Origin of the sequence: Murinocardiopsis flavida, assembly GCF_003014485.1 — a bacterium.
Classification (GTDB): Bacteria; Actinomycetota; Actinomycetes; order Streptosporangiales; family Streptosporangiaceae; genus Murinocardiopsis; species Murinocardiopsis flavida.
On the sequence record NZ_PYGA01000026.1, the window covers coordinates 20101 to 40659 of the forward strand.

Here is a 20559-nt window from a genome sequence, read left to right on the forward strand (position 1 = left end):
GGTTTCGCCGCGACCCCGCCCGCGCCCGCGCGGGGGCGGGGTCGCACAGTGCGGTCACTCCCCGGGGAGCACGGCGAGCTTGCCGAAGAAGCTCTTCGAGGTGAACCGCTCCTGCGCCGCCCGCAGTTCGCGCAGCGGGTAGGTGCCGGCGAGCAGCGGTTCGAGTTCGCCGTTGGAGATGTGCGCCAGGAGCTGGGCGAAGTCGTCGTGTGTGCCGAACGACGACCCGATGAGCTGGAGTTGGCGGAGGTAGACCGTGCGCAGGTCCGCCTGCACCAGCGGCCCGGCGATCGCCCCCGCCACGACGTAGCGGCCCAGCGGGCGCAGCGCGCCGATGAGGGGCGAGAACGCGGGCCCGGCGACGACGTCGGCGACGTCGGCGACGACGTCGACCTCGTCGGCCGCCGCGGCGATCTCCCCTGCGAGGTCGGGGGTGTCGCGGTCGATGACGGCCGCCGCGCCGAGGCGCCGTGCCTGCTCGTGCTTTGCCGCGCCCGCGACGGCGACGACGCGGGCACCGCGGACCGTCGCCAACTGGATCAGCGCGGAGCCCACTCCGCCGGAGGCGCCGGTGACGACGACGGTCTCACCGGCCGCGACCCCGGCGCGATTCAGCATCCGCATGGCGGTGGTGTAGGCGGTGGGGAAGGTGGCCAGCTCGGCGTCGCTCAGCGCACTGTCGACCGGGTGGACGTTCCCGGCGGGGACGGTCACCAGTTCCGCGAATCCGCCGTCGCGCTCGCTGCCGAGGTAGTCGGTGGTGACCAGCGCGCTCGTCGCCGCTGTAGAGCATCGGGTCGACGAGGACGCGCTCGCCCACGCGGTCCTCCGCGACCCCGGCACCGACGCGGTCGATGCGTCCGGCGATGTCGGCGCCCTGGATGCGGGGGAACGCCAGCGGCTCCCTGCGCCAGCCCGCGTCGGCGTTCGGGTCGTCGGCCGAGCCGTAGGCGCCTTCGCGCGTCCAGATGTCGGTGTTGTTGAGCGCGGCGGCCCCGACGCGGATCCGCACCTCGCCCGCTCCCGGCTGCGGCTCGGCAACGTCGTCGCGGTACTGGAGCTTCTCGGGCCCGCCGAATCCGGTGAGCAGTACGGCACGCATGGATGTCGCCTCCTTCGAGTCGATGTATACCAACCGGTATGGTTACTTACTCCATCATCTGCCGCCGAAGCGTGTCAACCCACCGGTCGGTCTAGTGGACCGCTTGACCTGAACAGCACTTGAGGTAACAGACTGCGGAGGTAGGGAAAAGCGAGAAACGGACGGAGAGCGTGGTCACCATGCGTGTCATCGAGGTGCGGGAGTTCGGCGGTCCCGAGGTGCTGGTGCAGAGGGAGGCGCCCGACCCCGCAGCGGGGCCGGGCGAGGTCGTGGTGAAGGTGGCGGCCGCCGACGTCATCTTCCTCGACACACTGCTGCGCGGCGGGTGGGGGAAGGACATGTTCCCGATCCGGCCGCCCTACGTCCCCGGCAACGGGGGAACCGGCACCGTCCTCTCGGTCGGGGCCGACGTGGACCCGGGCTGGGTCGGGCGCCGCGTCCTCGGCCGGATGTCGGGCGGGTACGCCGAGCGGGCCACCGCCGCAGTGGCCGACCTGGTCCCCGTCCCGGACGGCCTGGGCCTTCCCGAAGCGGCGGCGCTGCTGCACGACGGGCCCACGGCACTGGGCCTGCTGGAACTGGCGGGCGTGCAGAAGGGCGAATGGGTGCTGGTCGCCGCGGCGGCGGGGGGCGCCGGATCCATCGCGGTGCAGCTCGCACGCGACACCGGGGCCCGCGTCATCGCGGCCGCCCGCGGCGAGCGCAAGCTGAGCCTCGCCCGCGAACTGGGCGCCGAGGTCGCCGTCGACTACTCGGAGCCGGGATGGGAGCAGCGCGTGCGCGCGGCGGCCGGCGGCGCCGGGGTGGACGTCGTCCTCGATGGTGCGGGCGGCCGGCTCGGTGCCGCGGCGTTCACCGCGGTCGCCGACGGCGGGCGGTTCGTCACCTACGGCACCGCCGATGGGTTCGCCGAGATCGACCCGCAGGAGGCGGAGCGGCGCCGCGTCACGGTGGCCAACCCCCTGACGGACGAGACCGACGAGCCGGCGTCGGTCGGGCGGGAGAGGACCGAGCGGGCGCTCGCCCTCGCCGCCGAGGGCCGCATCCGGCCCGCCATCGGCGCGACCTACCCCCTGGAGCGCGCAGCGGACGCCCACACGTCCCTCGCCGAGCGCACCACGGTCGGCAAGTCACTGCTCCTCCCCTGAGCCCGGGTCGGGCCGCGGTGTCCCGGTCGAGGACGGGCGGGCCGCGGTGTCCCGGTCGAGGACGGGCGGGCCGCGGTGCCCCCGTCGAGGGCGGGCGGGCCGCGGGGTCCCGACTCCCGCACCACCACCGGTGCGGCCCGGCCCGAGCGCTCGGGCCGGGCGGTGTTTTGCCAGGTCGATCCGGGGCAGCCGCGACCGGTACGCGAGAGTGCGGGTCCGCGTCCGCCGTACCGGGCGGTGCGGGCGGGACGGCCGGGGGCCGCCGGACGGCTCCGCGGTCCCGCGACGGTATGGAGGGGGAGACATGGGTGAACGCGGCGCGGAGGACGGGCCCCGCGAGATCCGGTCGGCCTCTCAGGCGCGGAAGGGGGCCGTGGAGCAGCCCGCGCGCCCGGATCGGGACGGCGTGCACGGCGATGCCCAGCGCGCCGCGACGACCGGCGGCAGCGGCGCGGCCGACGACGGCCCGGACGTCCTGCTCGACGTCCCCACCTTGAACGTGGCCGAGATCGAGCTCGAAGTCGACCAGCTCCGGGCGCGCGTCTCCTTGCGGGCCGAGGTGTCGGACCTGGTGAAACTCAACGTCGGCGCCGACGTCGACCTCGGGTCCGTCACCCTCAAGATCAAGGGGGTCGAGGCGCAGGCGCTCTTGAAGGTCCGCCTCGACAACGTCGCGGCGATCATCGAGCGGGTGTTGCAGACCATCGACGAGAACCCGCAGGTCATCGAGGGCATGACCCGCGGCGTCGGGTCGGCCCTCAACGACGTCGGCGGCGGGGCCGGGGAGGCCGCCGCGCGGATCGGCCAGGGGGTCGGGGACTCTGCCGAGGAGGTCGGCAAGGGCGCGGGCGGCGCCGTCGAAACGACCGGCCGCGATGCCGGGGCGGCGGTCGATGGACTCGGCGGCGCGGCAGGGCGGGCGGTCGGCGGCGGGACGCCCGGTGGCGGGCAGGGGCCGGCGGGCGTCGACGCCGCGCCCGCCGACAGCGCGCCCGCCGAGGCCCGGACCGTCGCCGGTCCCGGAGAGCGCGGCGCGCCAACGGACCGCTGCGCACACGGGGCCGCCCAAAGGCGCGGTCGGGTGGACAAGGGCGCCACCGCATTGAAGGTGCTCCGCGGCGTGCGCGCCGGGGCGCGGCAGGTCGGCAGGGAGGCCGGCGGAGTGGTGTCCCGAGCGGTCAAAGCGGCGCGCGAGGCGGGGTGACGGCCATGCCTCGACCGGAGCGGCCGCATCGTGCGGACGTCGAGATCAGCGCCGTGGTGGCGGCGCGGGAGTTGACGTTCCGCGAGGTGCCGACCGTGGCCACGACGTTCCCCGGCGACGACGACCAGGAAGCGGCATCGGGAAGTGACCGCACCCGCCTGCCCACGCCGGTGGGAGCGGGGGTCGTCTACCGCGACGTCCGCGTCGACTACCGCCTCGCGACCAGGCTGCCCGGGCAGTACCGCGGAATCGCGGGCCCCGGTGAGGTGCCGCCAGAGACGGCGGACCCGCCCGAGGAGACGGACGGCGACCGGGCACCGTGACACCGCCCGGGCTTCCGGTCGCCCGGGCTTCCGGCCGCCCCGGGCGCGGGACTACGCCAGCCAGTCGTGCGCGGCGGCGAGTGCGGCGTCGTCGGCGGCACTCTCCTCGGGCGTCCACGCGTTCGGCGACGGGTTGGCGAGGTGCCAGCGCACCGACTCGGCCACCCGGGCGGCCGGGTCGCCCGGCGCCCAGCCGATGAGCCGCTCGGCAAGAGCCACCGAGACGTGCAGGTGCTGGGGGTGCGAACCCGAGATGGCGAGGTCGGCGGGGAGCGCGTGCTCCGGAACGCGGACGAGTTCGGCCGCGGACCCGGCGGCGTCGAGTATCTGCCGGAACCAGTCCCCGATGGTCGTGAGCCGGGGCTCGCCGCGTGCGGAGAGCGCCCCTGCCGTAGAAGACGCCCGGGGGCAGGGGCTTCCCACCGTAGAAGACGCCCGGGGGCGAGAGCGCCCCTGGCCCCGGGAAGCAGGAGCCAGGCTGCCGGAAAGCCTGCGCAGCAGCGACGGCCGAGGCGGCCCGCAGGTGCCCCACAACCCTGGCCCGGCACTCTGGCAAGGCCCGCCGCACACCCGACCACTGAGGGGTGTGAGCCCTGCGCCGCCACCGCATCCCCTGAGACTCCGGGACCGTGTGGTCGGCCCCCGGGGCTGCGCCCGGCACGGCCTATGCCTGCGGCCCCTGCCGTGCCTGCGCCTGCTGTTTTCCCGCGCCCAGGGGATCGGGGTCTGGCGGTCGAGGTCAGGGATGTGCTTCGGCCGTCGCTGCTGCGCAGGCTTTCCGGCAGCCTGGCTCCTCACCCACGGGGTCAAGGGCGCTCTCGCCGCCGGGCGTCTTCTACGGTGGGAAAGCCCCTGTCCCCCCTGCGCCCCTGCCCCAGGCATCGTCGGCAGGGGCGCTCTGGCCTCCCGTGGAATACCGAAAGTCCCGCCGCCGGGTCAGATGTGGACAAAGGCGGGGTCGGCGAAAGGAGCGGGCCGGCAGGTGGTGACCGGCCCCGGCCCGCCGTCCGCTCTCGGTGCCGCTTTCTCGGCCGGGCGCCGTGCCGGTGACCGGCCCCCGTTCGCGACCCTGTCCTCGAACGGCACGATCACGAACTGCGGCTGGATTACTAGATGCCGAAGGGGGCCGGGTAGCGGATGGTGCCTTCGGGGGTGGGGCGGGCGGGGGTGAGGGCGAAGGCCATCATCGCCTCGTCCGGGACCTCGAACGGGGCCGTGACGCCGAACGCCGACGCCGGTGTGAAACCGAAGCGGGGGTAGTACTCGGGGTGGCCCAAGACCAGGACGAGGTTCTCGCCCTGGTCGGCGGCTGCCGCCAGAGCGGCGCGGATCGCGGCGGACCCCGCGCCCTTCCCCTGGTACTCGGGCAGGACCGCGCAGGGCGCCAGCGCGAGTGCCGGTGCGTCGCCCACGTGGCAGCGGGTCAGCAGCGCGTGGCCGGCGACGGTGCCGTCCGGCGTCTCGGCGACGAAGGACAGCCCGGGCAGCCACGCGCCCGGGTCGTCGCGCAGTGCCTCGACGAGGTCGGCCTCCTCGGCGGTCGGGAACGCGGCGAGGTTCACCGCGCGGATCGCCACAGCGTCGGCGGGCGTTTCGGGGCGGGTCAGCCAGGATTCCTGGGCCAAGATGGGCTCCTTCTCGAGTGCGGGTGCGGGTGCGGGTGCGGGTGCGGGTGCCGGATCGGATCCGGGTAGCGGGTCGGGTGCGGGGGTGGACCCGGCGGTGTCGGTTCCGGCCGCAGGACGTATCGAGTGCAGCGGTCGTCGCTCTCATGGTCGCGCCGGAGGGTGATGTCCGCCCACGTGGCGGGGGGCCGCGCGGATGGGTGACCGCGCGGTTGGTGGCGCGTGGCGGCGCCGGGCGACCCTGACGCGTTCTTAACGCCGGAGTCGTTGTCCCAATGCGTATTGTGGCTTAGTTTGTGCTGGTCACGGTATTTCGATCGGCGAGGTGCGCGGCGCGTGGCGCCTTTGTGGTGCCCGGGTGCGACCGAACGACCATGGGATGTGGTGGCCTCGCGAATCCTCGAACAGAGGGTGCCCTGGCGGCCGCGCCGCCGCAGATGGCTCCCCCCTCGCTCGAAGGTGGCGGTCTCCGTGTGGCGGCGGCCGCCGCTGCTGACCGTCGCCGCGTTCGCCGCGGCGATAGCCGCGGGCACGGCGGCGCTGATGCTGCCGGTCTCGCACGCGGCGGGTGAGCGCACCGAGTTCATGGATGCGCTGTTCACCGCGGTATCCGCGGTGTGCGTCACCGGGTTGGTCATCGTCGACACCCCGACGCACTGGTCCGTGTTCGGCCAGTGGGTGATCCTCGGCCTGATCCAGGTCGGCGGCCTCGGCATCATGACCCTGGCGACGGTCATGACCCTGCTGGTCACTCGGCGCATCAACCTGCGGTTGCAGCTCACCGCGGGATCGGAGACCAAGTCCGTCACACTCGGCGACGTACGCCGGGTCGTGCTCGGCGTCCTCGGGTTCAGCCTGGTGTTCGAGGGGCTCACCGCGCTGGTGCTGACAGGCCGCTACCTCGCGGGCTACGACTACGCTCTGGGCCGGGCGCTGTACTACGGCCTGTTCCACGCGGTGTCGGCGTTCAACAACGCCGGGTTCGCGCTGTACTCCGACAGCCTGATGGGGTTCGCCGGGGACCCGTGGATCATCGTCCCGCTCAGCCTGGCGCTGATCGCGGGCGGGCTCGGGTTCCCCGTGTGGATCGAGATCTGGCGGCGGCGCCGGGTCCGCAGGAACGCCCGGTGGACGCTGCACGCCAAGATCACGATCGCCGTGACCGCCGTCCTGCTGGTCTTCGGCCCGGTGATGGTCACGGCACTGGAATGGGGCAACCCCGAGACGCTGGGGCCGATGAGCGTCGGCGACAAGCTCCTCGCCGGGTTCTTCCAGGGTGTGGTGCCGCGCACCGCGGGGTTCAACAGCCTGGACTACGCCGAGGTGAACACCCAGACCCTGCTGACGACCGACCTGCTGATGTTCATCGGCGGCGGCAGCGCGGGCACCGCGGGCGGGATCAAGGTCACCACGTTCGCGCTGCTGGCGTTCGTGATCTTCGCCAATGTGCGCGGGGAGCGGTCGGTGACGGTGGGCGACCGCAGGCTCGCGGGCGGGGTCGAGCAGCAGGCGCTGACGGTGGCGCTGCTCGCCGTCGGCCTGGTGTTCTGCTCGACCTTCGTGCTGACGGTCATCACCCCGTTCACCCTCGACCAGCTCCTCTTCGAGGTCATCTCGGCCTTCGCCACGGTCGGGCTGTCCACGGGCATCACCGCAGACATCCCGGTCGGCGGCCAGCTCCTGCTGTGCTTCCTGATGTTCATCGGCAGGGTCGGGCCCATCACGCTGGCGGCGGCGCTGGCGCTGCGGACGCGTACCCGGCGCATCGAGTTCCCGGAGGCCCGCCCCATCGTCGGCTGACGGGGTTCTTCCAGGGTGGCGGCGCCGCCGGGGGCGGGGGAGCCCCGGACCCGGCGGCGCGGCGTCACACGGCGGTGGCCGCCGGTGCGGGCTCGGCGGTGCTGCCGTCGTTGCCGCCGTCGGCGCGCCGGACGGCGAGCACGGCGAGTCCCAGGCCCGCTGCGGCGATGACCGCGGCGCAGGCGGGGAGCGCCGCGGCGGCCATCCCGGCGCCGAGGGCCGCGCTGCCGAGCGCGGCGCCGACGGAGCTGCCGAGGTACATGGCCGCCATCTGGAACGCGACGATGGGCAGCGCCGATTCGGGTGCCGCCCGTGTCAGCAGGTGCTGGAGGGCCGGCACGCTCGCCCAGCCGCACGCGCCCCACAGGGCCAGCAGCACGAACCAGGCCCAAGGGTTCGTCGCGGCCCAGAGCCCGGCGAGGACGAGGGCCAGGACCGCGAGCACGGCCGGGAGGACCCGGTGGGAGCCGTAGACGTCGACCGGCCTGCCGACCGCGGCCGACCCGAGGACGCCGCCGATGCCCCAGGTCCACACGAACGCGAAGGACCACGCGCCGAGTCCGGCGTCCGCTGCGATGGGCAGGAGGTAGGTGTACAGCCCGAGGCTGGCGATCCCCAGGAGGAGGGCCGCGGCGACGCCGAGCGCGGCCGCGGGCCGGGCCGGCAGCCGGAGGTCCCGTCCCGCGTGCGCGACCGCGATGCGGGGGTAGGGGCGGCTGTCGAGCAGGACGGCGAGCATGCTGACAGTGCCGATGGCGACCACCAGCGCCATCGTCCACCGCCATCCGGCGGCCTGGCCGATGAGCATGCCCAGGGGGACGCCGAGCACGGTGCCGGTGGACAGGCCGAACGTCACGAGGGACATGGCGCGGCCCCGGCGGTCGGGTGCGACCAGGCCGGACGCCGTCGCGGTGGCAACGGCGGTGAGGATCCCCGCGCCCGCACCGGCGACCACGCGGGAGCCGAGGAACGTCGCGACCTCGGGGGCGACCGCCGTGGCGAGGTTGCCCGCGTTGAACAGCAGGAGGGCGATGACCAGCGCCCGCTTTGTCGAGCCGCGCGCGAGCGGTCCGGACAGGAACGGGCCCGCGAGTGCGTAGGCGGCGGTGAAGGCGGTCACCCCCAGGCCGATGACAGCCGCTGTCGTGGTCAGGGAGCCCGCGATGTCGGGCAGGACCCCGGCCAGCACGTAGGCGTCGATCCCCAGGGACGCCGTCGCCAGTGAGAGCGGCCAGATGCGGCGGATCACTCCTGGGCCCCGGCGAGGACGGAGTCGAGCACGCCGGGGAAGCGGGCGTTCAGGTCGTCCCTGCGGAGCGAGATGAGGCACTTGCGCCCCTCTGCGCGGACGAACGCCACCCCGGACTCCCGGAGCAGGCTGGTGTGGTGCGTCAGTGTCGAGCGCGGGAGGTCGGGGCCGAGGTCGATGCTGTCCACCTCGCCGTCCGCCGCGAGCTTCTGCACCATGGCCAGCCGGAGCGGCTCGCTCAGGGCGAAGAGGACCCGGGGGAGCGAGATCTCGTCGGTCTCCGGATGGATGTAGGCACGCGACGGCGCCATGGGACCTCCCGCAATCGTTCGACTATTCCCGCACGATAATAGTGCGGGAATAGTCGAACGATCAACTCGGGGTCCGGGCTCCGCTCACACGCATACCGATGGCAGCGGGCCACGGGGCGCAGGCGCCGTGCCACGGCTGCCATCGGACGAGCCGGTCCAGTGCCGTGACGGCGGACTCGCGCTGCCCGAGGGCGCGGCCGATGGACATCGCGCCGAGCTGGACGGGGCGGCTGGACGGGGCGGAGCGGGGTGCGCCATTCTCAATTCACTGGTGAAGTGAGAAGGGGGTGCCATGGCGGCCGACGACCTGCCGGACCTGGCCCTGGCCCAGCGCATCCTGGCGGCGCAGCCGTTCAGCGTGCTGCTCGGGGCGCGCATCACCGCCTTCGGCGGCGGCGCGGCAACACTCGACCTCGACATCCGCGACGACCTGCGCCAGCAGAACGGCTACCTGCACGGCGGCGTGCTGGGGTACGCGGCGGACAACGCGCTGACCTTCGCAGCGGGGACGGTGCTCGGCCCGGCGCTGCTCACGGTCGGGTTCACGATCGACTACCTGCGCCCCGCGCACCATGGCGTGCTGCGCGCCCGCGCCACCGTTGTCGACTCCGGCCGCAGCCGCGCCACGTGCCGCTGCGACCTGTACACGGTGGACGCCGACGGGACCGAGGACCGGTGCGCCATCGCACAGGGCGCGGTCGTCGCCCCGACCCCCCGCACTGCCGACGGTTCCCGGCCGAGTGACGCCCAGCGTCCGTGACACCGCACCGGCAGTTCGACCGGGTGGCGGGGATAGCCATTGGTTGCCGGTGGACGCCCGCGCCTGGACGGCGGAGACGGTGGTCCCGCCATTCCCGCCGTACGCGCTTCCGGCGTCCGCGGGCGTGTGCCGGTCAGGGCGCGGGGTCGGCGAGGACCTGTGTCAGCGCGTGCCCCGCCTGGCGGACCATGCCGGGGTTGGTGTCCCAGTAATACGGCAGAGCCATGACGGCCTGGCTGAGCGCCCACCCTCGGCCGCGCAGCCACGACGCGCCGTCGGCCTGGAGTTCGGCCCGGAACCGCGCGCGGCTCTCACCGGCGAAGACGTTCCAGGCCGGCGTGAGGTCGCACGCGGGGTCGCCCACGTTGAGGCCGCCGAAGTCGATGACCGCCGATAGGCGTCCGTCGACCACGAGCAGGTTGCCCGGCAGCAGGTCGGCGTGGATCCAGACCTCCGCCCCGCCCCATGAGTCGGCGTCAAGGGACTCCTGCCAGGAGCGGAGCGCCGCGGCGCCGTCGATGCGCCCGCCGAGCCGGCCGACCGACCGGCGCACCCCCTCGTCGGCCGCCGCGAGGGGACCCCCGCGGTTGTGCGGCGGGCGCGGCGGTGCGCCGTCGGTGTCGATCCCGCGCAGCGCCCGAATGAAGGCGGCGAGGTCGACCGCCGCCAAGTCCAGGTCGGCGAGGGTGCCGTCGGCGTTGTCGCCGGGGAGCCAGGCGCACACGGACCAGTCGAAGGGGTAACCCTCGGCGGGGTGCCCGATGGCGTGCTGTACCGGCAGCGCCAGTGGCAGGTGCGGCGCGAGTCTCGGCAGCCACTCGGCCTCCTTCCCCGCCTGCCTGGTGGCACCCTCGATGCGCGGCAGCCGGGCGGCCAGATGGTCGCCGAGCCGGTAGATGTCGTGATCGGTGCCGTAGGACTCGACCAGGGAGACCGGCAGGTGGGCCCACTGCGGGAACTGCCCCGCGAGCAGTCGTCGCACGAGCTCCGGGGTGGTCTCGACCTCGTCGGCGTGCATCTTGACAGTGCCCATTCGCGCCATTATGAGGAAGCGCGCCGAGGGCGGCAATCGGATTTCGCCGCCCGGCCCGTGTGCCCGCTCCAGCAGCGCGACCTCGCCGCCCTGTCCGGCCGGCCGGTTCGCCGGTGCCGGCAGATCGGGCCTCGACCGGGCGCAAGAGGAGGGGCGGCGACGGGGTCACGCGCACGGTCGCCGGAGGAGGCCGTGACCCTGTACGCCGCCTGCACACCGTGTGTGGCGAGGGTGGGGCCGGTCGGCGGCGGATCCGCCACCGGCGTCCCGGCCCGGGCCGTTGGTAGGGCGCCCTCCGCCGGATTGGGACTGGCGCGGTGGGGGCGTGCCGCGTACGCTCCTCGTGACCTTCACGCGCGACCGGCGATCAGCGTCCGCCCGACCGGCTGGGCTGCATCGAAGGCACACCCCGAAGGGCGGGAGACCTGGTGCGGACAGCAGCCGGGCGGGCGGGACAGTGGGCAGGTCGGATCGCGCTCCTTGGGGCACTCGTCGCAGCCGCCGCCGGGTGCGGCGGCGGTGCGGTCGGCACCTCCCCGCCGCCATCCCCGCCGCCATCCCCGTCGTCGTCCCCATCCCCGTCCCCGTCGGTCACGGCGAAGGACGGCACCGACACCGGCGCCTGCACCGACGGGTCCTGCGAGATCGCGGTCTCCGAACCCGTGGCGTTCGACCTCGAACTCCCCGACGGCTCCGCGAAGCTGGCCGTGACCAAGGTCGGCGAGAACGAAGTCGCCTACAAGGTCACCAAGGACAACGGCGAGACCAAGGGCGGGGCGAGCGGCAAGGGCAGCGGCTGCACCGCGTTCTTCACCGACGGCGGCTCCAACAGCTCGTGCGGCCCCGCGGGCGGGCCGCCGAGCGCGACGGCCGACACGGTCGTGCTGCAACTGGTGTCGGGCGCCGACGGCACCGCCCTCCTCCGTCTCGTCTCCGACTGACCGGACCGCGTGGCGGCCGCCCGCGGGCGGTGGGAACGCCCGCGGGCGGCGGCCCGCTACCCGCGGCCCAGCGCCGCGGCGGCCCGCTACCCGCGGCGGCCCGCTACCCGCGGTCCAGCGCCGCGGCGATCCGGTCGCCCGTCTCGCGGTCGATGCTGCGCCAGTACTCCAGCGCGCGGCCCGTCACCCCGTCGTCGGTGACCTTGCCGAGGTGCCCGGCGACGTTGGACACCAGGCGGGCGCGCGCGGCGTCGTCCAGCACGTCGCGCACCAGCGAACCGGGTTGGCCGAAGTCGTCGTCGTCCCGTCGGAGGGTGTAGGCGCCGCGGACGATCTCGCCCGCGTCCACCGGCCAGGACGCCGGATCGGTGCCCTCTTGGCGCCCGGCGTCGGGCCCGCCGAAGGAGTTCGGGTGGTACACCGCCCCCACCTGGGGCGGGACACTGCGCATTGCCCCGTCCTTGGAGTAGGCGTGCACCGGCACGTGGGGCCGGTTGGGCGGCAGCTCGTTGTAGTTGACGCCGATCCGGTAGCGGTGCGTGTCGGGGTAGGAGAACAGCCGCGCGAGCAGCATCTTGTCCGGCGACGGGCCGATGCCGGGGACCAGGTTCGACGGCTCGAAGGCCGCCTGCTCGACGTGGACGAAGAAGTCCTCGGGAACCCGGTTCAGCGTCATCCGCCCGACCTCGATCAGCGGGTAGTCGCCGTGCGGCCACACCTTGGTCAGGTCGAAGGGGTTGAACCGGTACTCCGCCGCCTCCTCGAACGGCATGACCTGCACGTTCAGCGTCCACGACGGGTAGTCGCCGCGGTCGATGGCGTCGTAGAGGTCCTGCCGGTGGTACTCGGCGTTCTCCCCGGCGAGGCGGTCGGCCTCGTCCTGGGGGAGGAAGTCGTTGCCCTGGTCGGTGCGGAAGTGGTACTTGACCCATACCTTCCGGCCGTCCCCGTTGACCCACATGTAGGTGTGGGAGCTGAAGCCGTCCATGTGGCGGTAGCTCCGCGGCAGCCCCCGGTCGCCCATCAACCAGGTGACCTGGTGCGCCGACTCCGGGGAGAGCGACCAGTAGTCCCACTGCATGGTGTTGTCGCGCAGCCCGGTGCGGAGGTCCCGCTTCTGGGAGCGGATGAAGTCCTGGAACTTCTGCGGGTCGCGCATGAAGAACACCGGGGTGTTGTTGCCGACCATGTCGTAGTTGCCCTGGCGGGTGTAGAACTTCAGCGCGAAGCCGCGCGGGTCGCGCCACGTGTCGGGGCTGCCCTGTTCCCCCGCGACGGTGGAGAAGCGCGCGAGCATGGGGGTCTCACGGCCGGGCTGGAAGACGTCGGCGCAGGTGAGGTCGCTGACATCGTTGGTGACGCGGAAGGTGCCGTAGGCGCCGGCGCCCTTGGCGTGGACGACGCGCTCCGGCACCCGTTCGCGGTTGAACTGCGCCATCTTCTCGATGAGGTAGGTGTCGTGCAGCAGCACGGGCCCGTCGCGCCCCACGGTCAAGGAGTGCTCGTCGCTCGGCGCGGGGATCCCGGAGACGGTGGTGGTCACCTCTCCACGGGACTGGGCGTTGGGGTCGGACATCGGCTGGTCTCCCTCGGTCGTGCCGGTCGGACGGGTGGTGCTCGGATCACCACCACCGGCGGTACCGTCCCTGGTCGGCGGCCTGCCCGCGCCCGTGCGGGAACGCGCGGGCGCCCACGGCGATAGATCCCCGATGACCCACTACCCCAAGACCAACCCCCGGTCCGCATCGGGTCAAGCCGTACCGGGGAGCGGCCCCCGTGCCCCGCCGTCCCTGGTCGGGGCGGTACCGGTCAGGGGGTTCCGGCGGCGATGCGGTCGGCCTCGGAGCGGTCCACGGCGGACGGGCGGGCGCCGGGGAGCGGGCGGCCCGCGGACTCCGGCAGCCGCCATACCGCGACCGCGCCGATGAGGCCCGCCACGACCAGCAGGAACGCCGGGGCGTACAGGCTGCCGGTCGACTGCACCAGCGCCTCCGCCATCAGCGGTGTCGTGCCGCCGAAGAGCGACACGGAGATGTTGAAGCTGATCGCCAGCGCGCCGTAGCGCACCTTCGTCGGGAAGAGCGCGGGCAGCGACGACGGCACCACACCCGAGAAGTGCACCAGGACCAGCGCGAGGAGCAGCGCTCCCGCGACCGCGCCCGCCACACCCTGCTGAAGCAGCCAGAAGGCGGGGAACGCCGCCACGATCGTCAGCACGCACCCCGACATCAGGACCGGGCGGCGGCCCACCCGGTCGCTGAGGCGGCCCATCTGCGTCACCAGCAGCAGCATGGCCAGCATCGCGGCGAGGGTGATCACCAGCCCGTGGGTGCTGCGGAACCCCAGCTCCTCGGTCAGGTAGGTCGGCATGTACGCGGTCAGCGTGTAGTTGTTGACGTTGAACACCAGGACCAGCCCGACGCACAGGGCGACGGCGGGCAGGTGGCCGCTGAACGTCTCCTTCAACTGGTGCAGCGGACCGGGGCGCCGCCCCTCGGCGAACGTGTCCTCGGACGTGGTGAACGCCGGGGTGTCCTCCAGCCGCATCCGGATGTAGAGCCCGACGAGTCCCAGCGGCAGAGCGAGCAGGAACGGGATCCGCCACCCCCAGTCCGCCAGTTGGTCGTCCGTCAGCGCGAAGGTCAGCACGGTGACCACGGACGCCCCGCTCACGTACCCGCAGACCGTGCCGAACTCCAGCCACGACCCGAGGAAGCCGCGCCGCCGGTCGGGCGCGTACTCGCCGATGAACGTCGTCGCCCCGCCGTACTCGCCGCCGGTGGAGAACCCCTGCACCATGCGCGAGAGCAGCAGCAGGACGGGCGCCGCGATCCCCACCGACTCGTAGACCGGCAGGACCCCGATCGCGGCCGTGCCCAGCGACATCATCAGCATCGTCGTCGCGAGGACCCGTTTCCGGCCGATGCGGTCGCCCAGCGGGCCGAAGAACAGGCCCCCGATCGGGCGGATCAGGAACGCCGCGGCGAACGTCGTGAACGTCGCGATGAGCTGCCCGCCCGCCGACGCCTCCGGGTAGAACAGCGCCCCGATCGTCGCCGCCAGGTAGCTGTAGACCCCGAAGTCGTACCACTCCGTCGCGTTCCCCAGCGCCGAGGCGAACACGGCCTTGCGCACCGTCCGCGGCGACGTCACGTTCACCGGTGTGCGCGGGTGCGGTACCCGCCCGCTCCCCGCCGCCCCGTCCGTTCGGCTCACGTCCCGACCCCGTCCTTAGCCCTGGGGCGCCGCCCACCTGCGACACCACGCCCAATTATCACCTTCGGTGACCGAAGGACCCCGGACGGAGACACTGTGTCGCCTCAGGAATCGGTCAAGGACGGGAGGGGTGTGCCGATCCATTCGTCTTTGGACTCGAACCGGACGGCGATCTCCCGAGGCGGAGCCGTAATGCCCGGATTTGCCGGTCGCGGATCCGGGTAGTGCCCTGTTATCTCGAAAACCGAGATAATTTGGAGGAGCAGTGATCTCCCTCGTCTTCGCCGTCTTCGCCCTGGTGCACGCGGTCCTGACCGTGTGGCTGGCCCGGATCGCCGCGGTCCGCGGATCCCGGCACGCCTGGCTCGCCGCCGCGGTCGCCGCCGGACTCGTCTACGACAACGGTGTCGTCGCACTCGGTTCCACCCTCGGGGAGGGCGACCTCCTCTACGCATTGAACGTGCCGCGCTTCGTCATCCACGCGCTGGTCACTCCTCTGCTCATCGTCTTCGCCGCCGGCGCGGCGCGCGACCACGGCCTTGCCTGGGCCCGCCCTCGCGCGGTCCACGCGGGGTTCTGCCTGGCGGCGACGGCCCTGATCGCCTACGGGGTGCTGGCCGAGGTCGTCGGCCTCTCCCTGGTCCCCGGCCGCGAGGGCGATGCGCTGCGGTACTCGGCCGCCGAGACGGCCGCCCCCATCCCGTCCATCGCGACCGTTGTCGTGCTGCTGGCAGTCGGCCTGCTGCTGCTCGTCCGCTCCCGCAGCGGGTGGATGGCGGCGGGCGCGGCGCTCATGTTCGCCGCGGCCGCAGTGCCGTCGGCACCGCTCGCCGTGGGCAACCTCGGCGAGGTGGCGCTCATCGCCGGGCTGGCGATGACGGCCCGGCGCATGGGCCGCGGGCCGTCGCGCCCGCCGACGCCTGGCACCGGGCCGTCCCCGCAGGGAGCGCACCGGACGGGAGAGGACGACGCGCCCCCTGGCGCCTCCAGCGGGGCGGCAGGGGTACCGCGGACCGCCGGGTAGCCGGACCGCCGGGTAGCCGGATAGGCGGGCAGGCGGCGGCGCACGCCGCACGATCGGGAAGGACGTCTGATGACAACCGACGACCACCGGGAACCGGCCTCGGGCGGCACCGCTCTGGCGGGGCTCGCCCTGTTCGGAGTGGCCGCAGCGGCGGCCGCCCTCGTCGGGGTGCTGTCGAGCACCACGACGGCGCAGGAGTACATGCGACTCGACCAGCCGCCGTGGGCGCCGCCCGCATGGCTGTTCGGGCCGGTGTGGACCGTCCTGTACGTCACCATCGCAGTGGCGGGCTGGGGGGTATGGCGCGCCCACGGTTGGCGGGGCGCACGCCTTGAGCTGTCCCTGTTCGGGGCGCAGTTGCTGCTCAACGCCGCCTGGACGCCGCTGTTCTTCGCCGCGGGCCTGCGCGGCACGGCCTTCGCCGAGATCGTGCTGCTCTGGGCGGTACTGGCGGCGACGATCGCGGCCTTCGCCCGCCGCACGCCGTGGGCCGCGGCGCTGCTCGTCCCGTACTGGGCGTGGACGACGTTCGCCGCCGTTCTCAACTTCGCCGTGTGGCAGCTCAACACGGGCGTCTGACCGGTGCCGCGGCGGTATACATGGGGTGTCGTTCCAGCGAGCGCGCAGGCACGGACCCGATCACCTCGCGATGCCCCGCGCATCGGCGCGGTGCCCGTGCCCCGGGCTCGGCGCATCACGGGCCCGGCGGGCGGGCCGGTCGCGATCGGGGTGAGAGATGGATACCGCAGCGGGACCCTCGGACCCCGGTCGGCCGCGGCCCCCGGACTCCGGGGAGCCGGGCGGAACGGACGCCTCGGGGCGGTCCCGCGATGCCCTCTACGCCGCGATCGAGACCGACGGCCAGCGCCTCGCCATCGGCCTCATCCGCCTGGTCCACGCGATGTCGGACCGCACCGAACTCAACCCCACCGACGTCCAGTGCTACCTGCTGCTCAAGGTCGGCGGCCCGCAGAGCCCCGGCGAGATCGCCGACGGACTCCGGCTCGCCTCGGGTTCGGTCACCGGCGTCATCGACCGCCTGGTCGATCGCGGCCTGGCCCGCAGAGAGCGCCCCGACGAGGATCGGCGCAGAGTCCTCGTCCACCTGAACGACGAGCGGCCGGCGGACCGCGTCCCCTCACCGGGGATGCGCGACGCGATGACCGCCGTCCACGCCCACTACACCGAAGCCGAACTGGCGGTCATCGCCGATTGGCTGGGCCGGGTCGGCCCCGCACTCGACGGCGTCGCCTCGGCCATGCGCCCGCAGTGAGCCATGTGCCCGCCGTGACCGGCCGGGTCAGTCCGATGGCGGGCCGTCCGACGGCTTGCCGGACCGGCCGTCGGACCGACCACCGGGCTAACCGCCGGACGGCCCCTCCGCTGCGGTGATGGGTGGCGGGTAGCCGCCGGGCGGCCGGTCGAGCCGCCACGGCGCGTGGATCTCCGCCCCGCTCAGCGCGGCGAGTTCGGGGACGTAGCGGCGGACGTAGGCGCCGTCGGGGTCGAAGCGCCGCGCCTGCCGCAGCAGGTTGAAGCTCCGGTTGGGGCGGGTGTCGTTGCCCGTTCCGGCGATCCACTGCCAGTTGCCGTAGTTGTTCGCGATGTCGCCGTCGGCCAGCAGCGCGTGGAAGTGGTCGCCGCCGTGGACCCAGTGGACGCGCAGCTCGCGCGTGAGGAACGCCGCGGTGAGCATCCGCGCGCGGTTGTGCATGAAGCCCTCGTGCCGCAGCTGGCGCATTCCCGCGTCGATGATCGGGACGCCGGTCCGCCCCTCGCGCCAGGCGTCGAAGCCGTCCCGGTCCGTGCGCCACCGGGTGGACCGCGGCCGGTAGTCGCGCCGCGCGATCTCGGGGAACGCCGCCGTGACCTGGTGGTGGAAGTCCCGCCACGCCAGCTGCCGGACGAAGGCCGCCCCCTTCGGATGGTCGCGCGCGGCACGGGCGAGTTCCAGCGGCGAGACGCAGCCGAAGCGCAGGTCCGCGCCCAGCCGCGAGGTGGCGGCCGCGGCGAGCGCGTCGTGGCGCTCCTCGTAGTCGCCGATGGGCCCGGCCAGCCACGCCTTCATCCGCTTCCGCGCCGCCGTCTCGCCACCGTGCTGGACGTCGGGGGAGAGCTCGCCGCGCCCCTGCCCGAGCAGCGACGCGCCAGGCAGCCGTCCCACGGGGATGTCGCCGGGCCCCGGGACGCGGCGCGGGGTCGGCACGGCGGCGCGCCACTCGCGGCGCTCCCAGGCGCGCCAGAACGGGGTGAACACCTTGTAGTGGTCGCCGCCCGCGGGGGTGAGGTCGAGCGGCGGGACGACGCACACACCGGGGAACTCCCGGACGTCGACGCGGGCGCGGCCGCCCTCGTCGACGAGGCGGCGGTGGCGCCGCTGCGCCGCCGCGCTCACGTCGCGGGTCAGGAACACGGCGCCGGCCCCGGTGCGCTCCGCCGTCCGCAGCGTCTCGGTCACGGTGTCGCCGGTGCGCAGGACCAGGTCGCCGCCGCGGGTGCGCAGCGCAGCCCGCAGGTCGGCCAGCGCGTCGCGGAGGTAGTGGATGCGGTTGCGGGCGCTGCGGCTCAGGATCTCCGGGTCCAGGACGAACAGCGGGACGACGCGGTCCCCGCGCCGCACGGCCTCGTGCAACGCGGGGTGGTCGTGGACGCGCAGGTCACGCGTGTACAGCAGGATGACGGTCGACACGTCGGCCCTTCTCCATGGTTCAGGTCGCCCCCTCGCGGGGCGGGGACGGCTGGGGCCGCTGCTCCTCCGCCGCGGCCGTGATCCGGCGCGCCATGGAGCCGAACACCAGGCCGTGGAACGGCCTCACGCCCCACCAGTAGAGCTGTCCGGCGAGGCCGCGGGGGTGGAACAGCGCCCGCTGGCGGTACCGGATGGCCCCGTTGTGCTCCTCGACGCGCAGTTCGAGCCAGGCCAGCCCCGGCAGGCGCATCTCGGCCCGCAGCCGCAGCAGCTCCCCGCGGTCGACCTCCTCGACCCGCCAGAAGTCCAGCGAGTCGCCGATGCGCAGCCGCTGCGGGTCGCGGCGCCCCCTGCGCAGCCCAACACCGCCCACGACGCGGTCGAGCGCGCCCCGCACGCCCCACGCCAGCGGCCAGGAGTACCAGCCGTGGTCGCCGCCGATGCCCTCGATGACGTCCCACAGCTCCGTGCGCGACGCCGCGGTGGGGCGGCTCCGCTCGTCCACGTAGAGGGAGCCCCCGGACCAGTCCCGGTCGGTGGGGAGCGGGTCGGACGGGGCGCTGGGCCAGGCGGCCGACGACCAGCGGGTCGCGACCTCGGCCTCGCCGACGCGGCGCAGCGCGAGTTCCGCGGCCTGCTCGAACCCCAGCCGCTCGTGGTCGCCGAGCAGGTCGGCGAGGTCGTCCTCCTGGCATACGGCCTCGTTGCGCAGCGACTCGATCAGCGGCCGGGCGATGGCGCCGGGCACCGGTGTCACCAGTCCCACCCAGAGGCTCGACAGGCCGGGGGAGAGGACACCGACCGGGATGATCACCCGCCGGCCCAGGCCGGCCAGGCGGGCGAAGCGCCGGATCATCTCGGCGTAGGTGAGCACGTCCGGCCCGCCGATGTCGAAGGCCCGGTTGGTGTCGGCGGGCAGTTCTGCGGCCTCCACCAGCAGCCGCAGCGCGTCGCGCACGGCGATCGGCTGGACCCGGGTCGACACCCAGCGCGGGGTGGTCATGACGGGCAGGCGCTCGGTGAGGTACCGCAGCATCTCGAACGACGCCGAGCCCGACCCGAGGATGATGGCGGCGCGCAGCACCGCCGTCGGCACCCCGGAGTCGAGCAGGATGTCGGCCACCTGGCTGCGGGAGCGCATGTGCGCCGACAGGGCCCCGCCCTCGTGGTGCAGGCCGCCCAGGTACACGATCCGGCCGACCCCGGCGTCCTTCGCGGCGGCGGCGAATGAGTGGGCGGCGTCGCTGTCGCGCTGCGCGAAACCGCCGCCGGCCCCCATGGCGTGCACGAGGTAGTAGGCGACGTCGACGCCTTCGAGAGCGGGCGCCAGGCTCGCCGGGTCCAGGACGTCGCCGCTGACCACCTCGACGTCGGCGCGCCACGGGTGGTCGCGCAGCTTCTCCGGCGACCTGGCCATACAGCGCACGGTGTGACCGGCGCGCAGCAATTCGGGGGCCAGCCGCCCGCCGATGTAGCCCGTTGCGCCGGTGACCAGGACCCGCATCTAGCCCCTGCCCTTTGCGGCGGGACCGCGCGTCGCCCTGCCGGCCCGGGCCGCGTCGCGCCTGCGCCGGTAGGGATTGTCGTCCGGGAGCCCCCCGCTGACCCGCCCGTACATCCCGAAGGTCAGGACCATGAGTCCGACGACGAAGCTGAAGATGACGTTGGGCATCCGGAAGGCCAGCAGGTTGTACGCGGTGTCCATCAGCGCGAGGTTGACGAACCCGCTCAGCAGGAACGCGGTGCCGACCACCATGTTCAGCCAGGACGCGAAGTTCCCCCCGACGACCGCGCCGCCGATGAGGACGGCGCCGACGACGACCGAGATCAGGCTCAGCAGTCCGTTGCTGGACAGTCCCGCGATCTCCTGCCCCTGCGTGTCGAAGAAGGCCAGCCGGTTCAGGAAGCCGAGCGCGCCGAAGGCCAGGAGAACCAGGCCGGTCAGCCCGGCGCCGACCCGGTAGACCATGCTGAGCCGGTGATCGACGGGCAGGTTCTCGTCCAGTTTCATGACGCCCCCCAAAATGGTGACTCTGCGTCATAGTTCCTGCTGCCCAGTCTTTGCGCCGCCAGACGTACACGCAACCCGCATCGCTTCCGCAACGGATCGGCGGCGGTTCGCGAGTCGAGGTGC

General features: G+C 73.7%; 21 protein-coding genes. 9 read left to right on the forward strand and 12 right to left on the reverse strand.

The window, feature by feature from the left end; translation table 11 throughout:
* Nucleotides 1–54: 54 nt before the first annotated feature.
* Both CLV63_RS34765 and CLV63_RS34770 read right to left on the reverse strand, forming a co-directional pair.
* Nucleotides 55–624: a zinc-binding dehydrogenase gene (locus CLV63_RS34765; RefSeq protein ID WP_342751444.1), complete on the reverse strand. Its 570-nt coding sequence runs from the start codon at nucleotides 622–624 to the stop codon at nucleotides 55–57.
* Nucleotides 587–1102: an alcohol dehydrogenase catalytic domain-containing protein gene (locus CLV63_RS34770; RefSeq protein WP_245929100.1), complete on the reverse strand. Its 516-nt coding sequence runs from the start codon at nucleotides 1100–1102 to the stop codon at nucleotides 587–589. The genes CLV63_RS34765 and CLV63_RS34770 overlap by 38 nt, the downstream gene beginning before the upstream one ends.
* A gap of 179 nt (nucleotides 1103–1281) precedes the next feature.
* Between CLV63_RS34770 and CLV63_RS27600 the strand changes: the two genes are divergently transcribed.
* From CLV63_RS27600 to CLV63_RS27610, 3 genes are all read left to right on the forward strand, one after another.
* On the forward strand, nucleotides 1282–2250 hold the full coding sequence (locus tag CLV63_RS27600) for a zinc-binding dehydrogenase (protein ID WP_106586220.1): 969 nt from the start codon (nucleotides 1282–1284) through the stop codon (nucleotides 2248–2250).
* 304 nt (nucleotides 2251–2554) lie between these two features.
* Nucleotides 2555–3454, forward strand: a complete 900-nt coding sequence (locus CLV63_RS27605; protein ID WP_106586166.1) for a hypothetical protein — start codon at nucleotides 2555–2557, stop codon at nucleotides 3452–3454.
* 5 nt (nucleotides 3455–3459) lie between these two features.
* A complete protein-coding gene (locus tag CLV63_RS27610; RefSeq protein WP_245929102.1) occupies nucleotides 3460–3777 on the forward strand; it encodes a hypothetical protein in 318 nt (105 codons plus the stop codon).
* Nucleotides 3778–3828: 51 nt separating this feature from the next.
* Here CLV63_RS27610 and CLV63_RS27615 read toward each other — a convergent pair whose 3' ends face one another.
* Nucleotides 3829–4200, reverse strand: coding sequence for a hypothetical protein (locus CLV63_RS27615; RefSeq protein ID WP_106586167.1), 372 nt, complete (start codon nucleotides 4198–4200; stop codon nucleotides 3829–3831).
* Nucleotides 4201–4886: 686 nt separating this feature from the next.
* Complete coding sequence (locus tag CLV63_RS27620; protein ID WP_211301510.1) at nucleotides 4887–5405, reverse strand: GNAT family N-acetyltransferase; 519 nt, start codon at nucleotides 5403–5405, stop codon at nucleotides 4887–4889.
* Between the two features lie 468 nt (nucleotides 5406–5873).
* On the opposite strand from CLV63_RS27620, the gene CLV63_RS27625 reads away from it, so the two are divergent.
* Entirely contained in the window at nucleotides 5874–7202 is a 1329-nt protein-coding gene (locus CLV63_RS27625) for a TrkH family potassium uptake protein (RefSeq protein ID WP_342751442.1), read from the forward strand.
* Nucleotides 7203–7266: 64 nt separating this feature from the next.
* On the opposite strand, the gene CLV63_RS27630 is transcribed toward CLV63_RS27625, so the two are convergent.
* Both CLV63_RS27630 and CLV63_RS27635 read right to left on the reverse strand, forming a co-directional pair.
* A complete protein-coding gene (locus CLV63_RS27630; RefSeq protein ID WP_106586169.1) occupies nucleotides 7267–8451 on the reverse strand; it encodes an MFS transporter in 1185 nt (394 codons plus the stop codon).
* On the reverse strand, nucleotides 8448–8762 hold the full coding sequence (locus CLV63_RS27635) for an ArsR/SmtB family transcription factor (protein WP_106586170.1): 315 nt from the start codon (nucleotides 8760–8762) through the stop codon (nucleotides 8448–8450). Before CLV63_RS27635 ends, CLV63_RS27630 begins: the two co-directional genes overlap by 4 nt.
* Before the next feature lie 292 nt (nucleotides 8763–9054).
* On the opposite strand from CLV63_RS27635, the gene CLV63_RS27640 reads away from it, so the two are divergent.
* Nucleotides 9055–9522, forward strand: coding sequence for a PaaI family thioesterase (locus tag CLV63_RS27640; RefSeq protein ID WP_106586171.1), 468 nt, complete (start codon nucleotides 9055–9057; stop codon nucleotides 9520–9522).
* 133 nt (nucleotides 9523–9655) lie between these two features.
* On the opposite strand, the gene CLV63_RS27645 is transcribed toward CLV63_RS27640, so the two are convergent.
* Nucleotides 9656–10555 (reverse strand): aminoglycoside phosphotransferase family protein, encoded by a 900-nt coding sequence (locus CLV63_RS27645; protein ID WP_106586222.1) that lies wholly within the window; start codon nucleotides 10553–10555, stop codon nucleotides 9656–9658.
* 428 nt (nucleotides 10556–10983) lie between these two features.
* On the opposite strand from CLV63_RS27645, the gene CLV63_RS33800 reads away from it, so the two are divergent.
* Nucleotides 10984–11496: a hypothetical protein gene (locus CLV63_RS33800; RefSeq protein WP_170134347.1), complete on the forward strand. Its 513-nt coding sequence runs from the start codon at nucleotides 10984–10986 to the stop codon at nucleotides 11494–11496.
* 103 nt (nucleotides 11497–11599) lie between these two features.
* On the opposite strand, the gene CLV63_RS27660 is transcribed toward CLV63_RS33800, so the two are convergent.
* A complete protein-coding gene (locus CLV63_RS27660) occupies nucleotides 11600–13072 on the reverse strand; it encodes a catalase (RefSeq protein WP_106586174.1) in 1473 nt (490 codons plus the stop codon).
* A 233-nt stretch (nucleotides 13073–13305) separates the two neighbouring features.
* Nucleotides 13306–14712 (reverse strand): MFS transporter, encoded by a 1407-nt coding sequence (locus CLV63_RS27665; protein ID WP_106586175.1) that lies wholly within the window; start codon nucleotides 14710–14712, stop codon nucleotides 13306–13308.
* Nucleotides 14713–14977: 265 nt separating this feature from the next.
* On the opposite strand from CLV63_RS27665, the gene CLV63_RS27670 reads away from it, so the two are divergent.
* The 3 genes from CLV63_RS27670 to CLV63_RS27680 all read left to right on the forward strand — a co-directional run bounded on the left by CLV63_RS27670 (nucleotide 14978) and on the right by CLV63_RS27680 (nucleotide 17009).
* Complete coding sequence (locus CLV63_RS27670) at nucleotides 14978–15736, forward strand: hypothetical protein (protein WP_245929104.1); 759 nt, start codon at nucleotides 14978–14980, stop codon at nucleotides 15734–15736.
* Nucleotides 15737–15805: 69 nt separating this feature from the next.
* Nucleotides 15806–16315: a TspO/MBR family protein gene (locus tag CLV63_RS27675; protein ID WP_106586176.1), complete on the forward strand. Its 510-nt coding sequence runs from the start codon at nucleotides 15806–15808 to the stop codon at nucleotides 16313–16315.
* A 157-nt stretch (nucleotides 16316–16472) separates the two neighbouring features.
* Entirely contained in the window at nucleotides 16473–17009 is a 537-nt protein-coding gene (locus CLV63_RS27680; protein WP_106586177.1) for a MarR family transcriptional regulator, read from the forward strand.
* A gap of 87 nt (nucleotides 17010–17096) precedes the next feature.
* Here the strand turns inward: CLV63_RS27680 and CLV63_RS27685 are convergent, their stop codons facing one another.
* Genes CLV63_RS27685 through CLV63_RS34155 form a run of 3 tightly spaced genes read right to left on the reverse strand, consistent with a single transcriptional unit; the run spans nucleotide 17097 to nucleotide 20436 of the window.
* Nucleotides 17097–18425 carry a cryptochrome/photolyase family protein gene (locus CLV63_RS27685; protein WP_106586178.1) on the reverse strand — a complete coding sequence of 443 codons (1329 nt, stop codon included), beginning with the start codon at nucleotides 18423–18425 and terminating at the stop codon, nucleotides 17097–17099.
* A 19-nt stretch (nucleotides 18426–18444) separates the two neighbouring features.
* Nucleotides 18445–19929, reverse strand: a complete 1485-nt coding sequence (locus CLV63_RS27690) for an SDR family oxidoreductase (protein ID WP_211301505.1) — start codon at nucleotides 19927–19929, stop codon at nucleotides 18445–18447.
* A complete protein-coding gene (locus tag CLV63_RS34155; protein ID WP_211301506.1) occupies nucleotides 19930–20436 on the reverse strand; it encodes a DUF4383 domain-containing protein in 507 nt (168 codons plus the stop codon).
* Nucleotides 20437–20559: the final 123 nt, after the last annotated feature.

Bases quoted from the DNA above. Each gene is read 5' to 3' on its own strand.
- CLV63_RS34765 (WP_342751444.1), bottom strand. From the start codon at position 624: ATGCGGATGCTGAATCGCGCCGGGGTCGCGGCCGGTGAGACCGTCGTC.
- CLV63_RS34770 (WP_245929100.1), bottom strand. From the start codon at position 1,102: ATGCGTGCCGTACTGCTCACCGGATTCGGCGGGCCCGAGAAGCTCCAG.
- CLV63_RS27600 (WP_106586220.1), top strand. From the start codon at position 1,282: ATGCGTGTCATCGAGGTGCGGGAGTTCGGCGGTCCCGAGGTGCTGGTG.
- CLV63_RS27605 (WP_106586166.1), top strand. From the start codon at position 2,555: ATGGGTGAACGCGGCGCGGAGGACGGGCCCCGCGAGATCCGGTCGGCC.
- CLV63_RS27610 (WP_245929102.1), top strand. From the start codon at position 3,460: ATGCCTCGACCGGAGCGGCCGCATCGTGCGGACGTCGAGATCAGCGCC.
- CLV63_RS27635 (WP_106586170.1), bottom strand. From the start codon at position 8,762: ATGGCGCCGTCGCGTGCCTACATCCATCCGGAGACCGACGAGATCTCG.
- CLV63_RS27640 (WP_106586171.1), top strand. From the start codon at position 9,055: ATGGCGGCCGACGACCTGCCGGACCTGGCCCTGGCCCAGCGCATCCTG.
- CLV63_RS27645 (WP_106586222.1), bottom strand. From the start codon at position 10,555: ATGGGCACTGTCAAGATGCACGCCGACGAGGTCGAGACCACCCCGGAG.
- CLV63_RS27660 (WP_106586174.1), bottom strand. From the start codon at position 13,072: ATGTCCGACCCCAACGCCCAGTCCCGTGGAGAGGTGACCACCACCGTC.
- CLV63_RS27675 (WP_106586176.1), top strand. From the start codon at position 15,806: ATGACAACCGACGACCACCGGGAACCGGCCTCGGGCGGCACCGCTCTG.
- CLV63_RS27680 (WP_106586177.1), top strand. From the start codon at position 16,473: ATGGATACCGCAGCGGGACCCTCGGACCCCGGTCGGCCGCGGCCCCCG.
- CLV63_RS27690 (WP_211301505.1), bottom strand. From the start codon at position 19,929: ATGCGGGTCCTGGTCACCGGCGCAACGGGCTACATCGGCGGGCGGCTG.
- CLV63_RS34155 (WP_211301506.1), bottom strand. From the start codon at position 20,436: ATGAAACTGGACGAGAACCTGCCCGTCGATCACCGGCTCAGCATGGTC.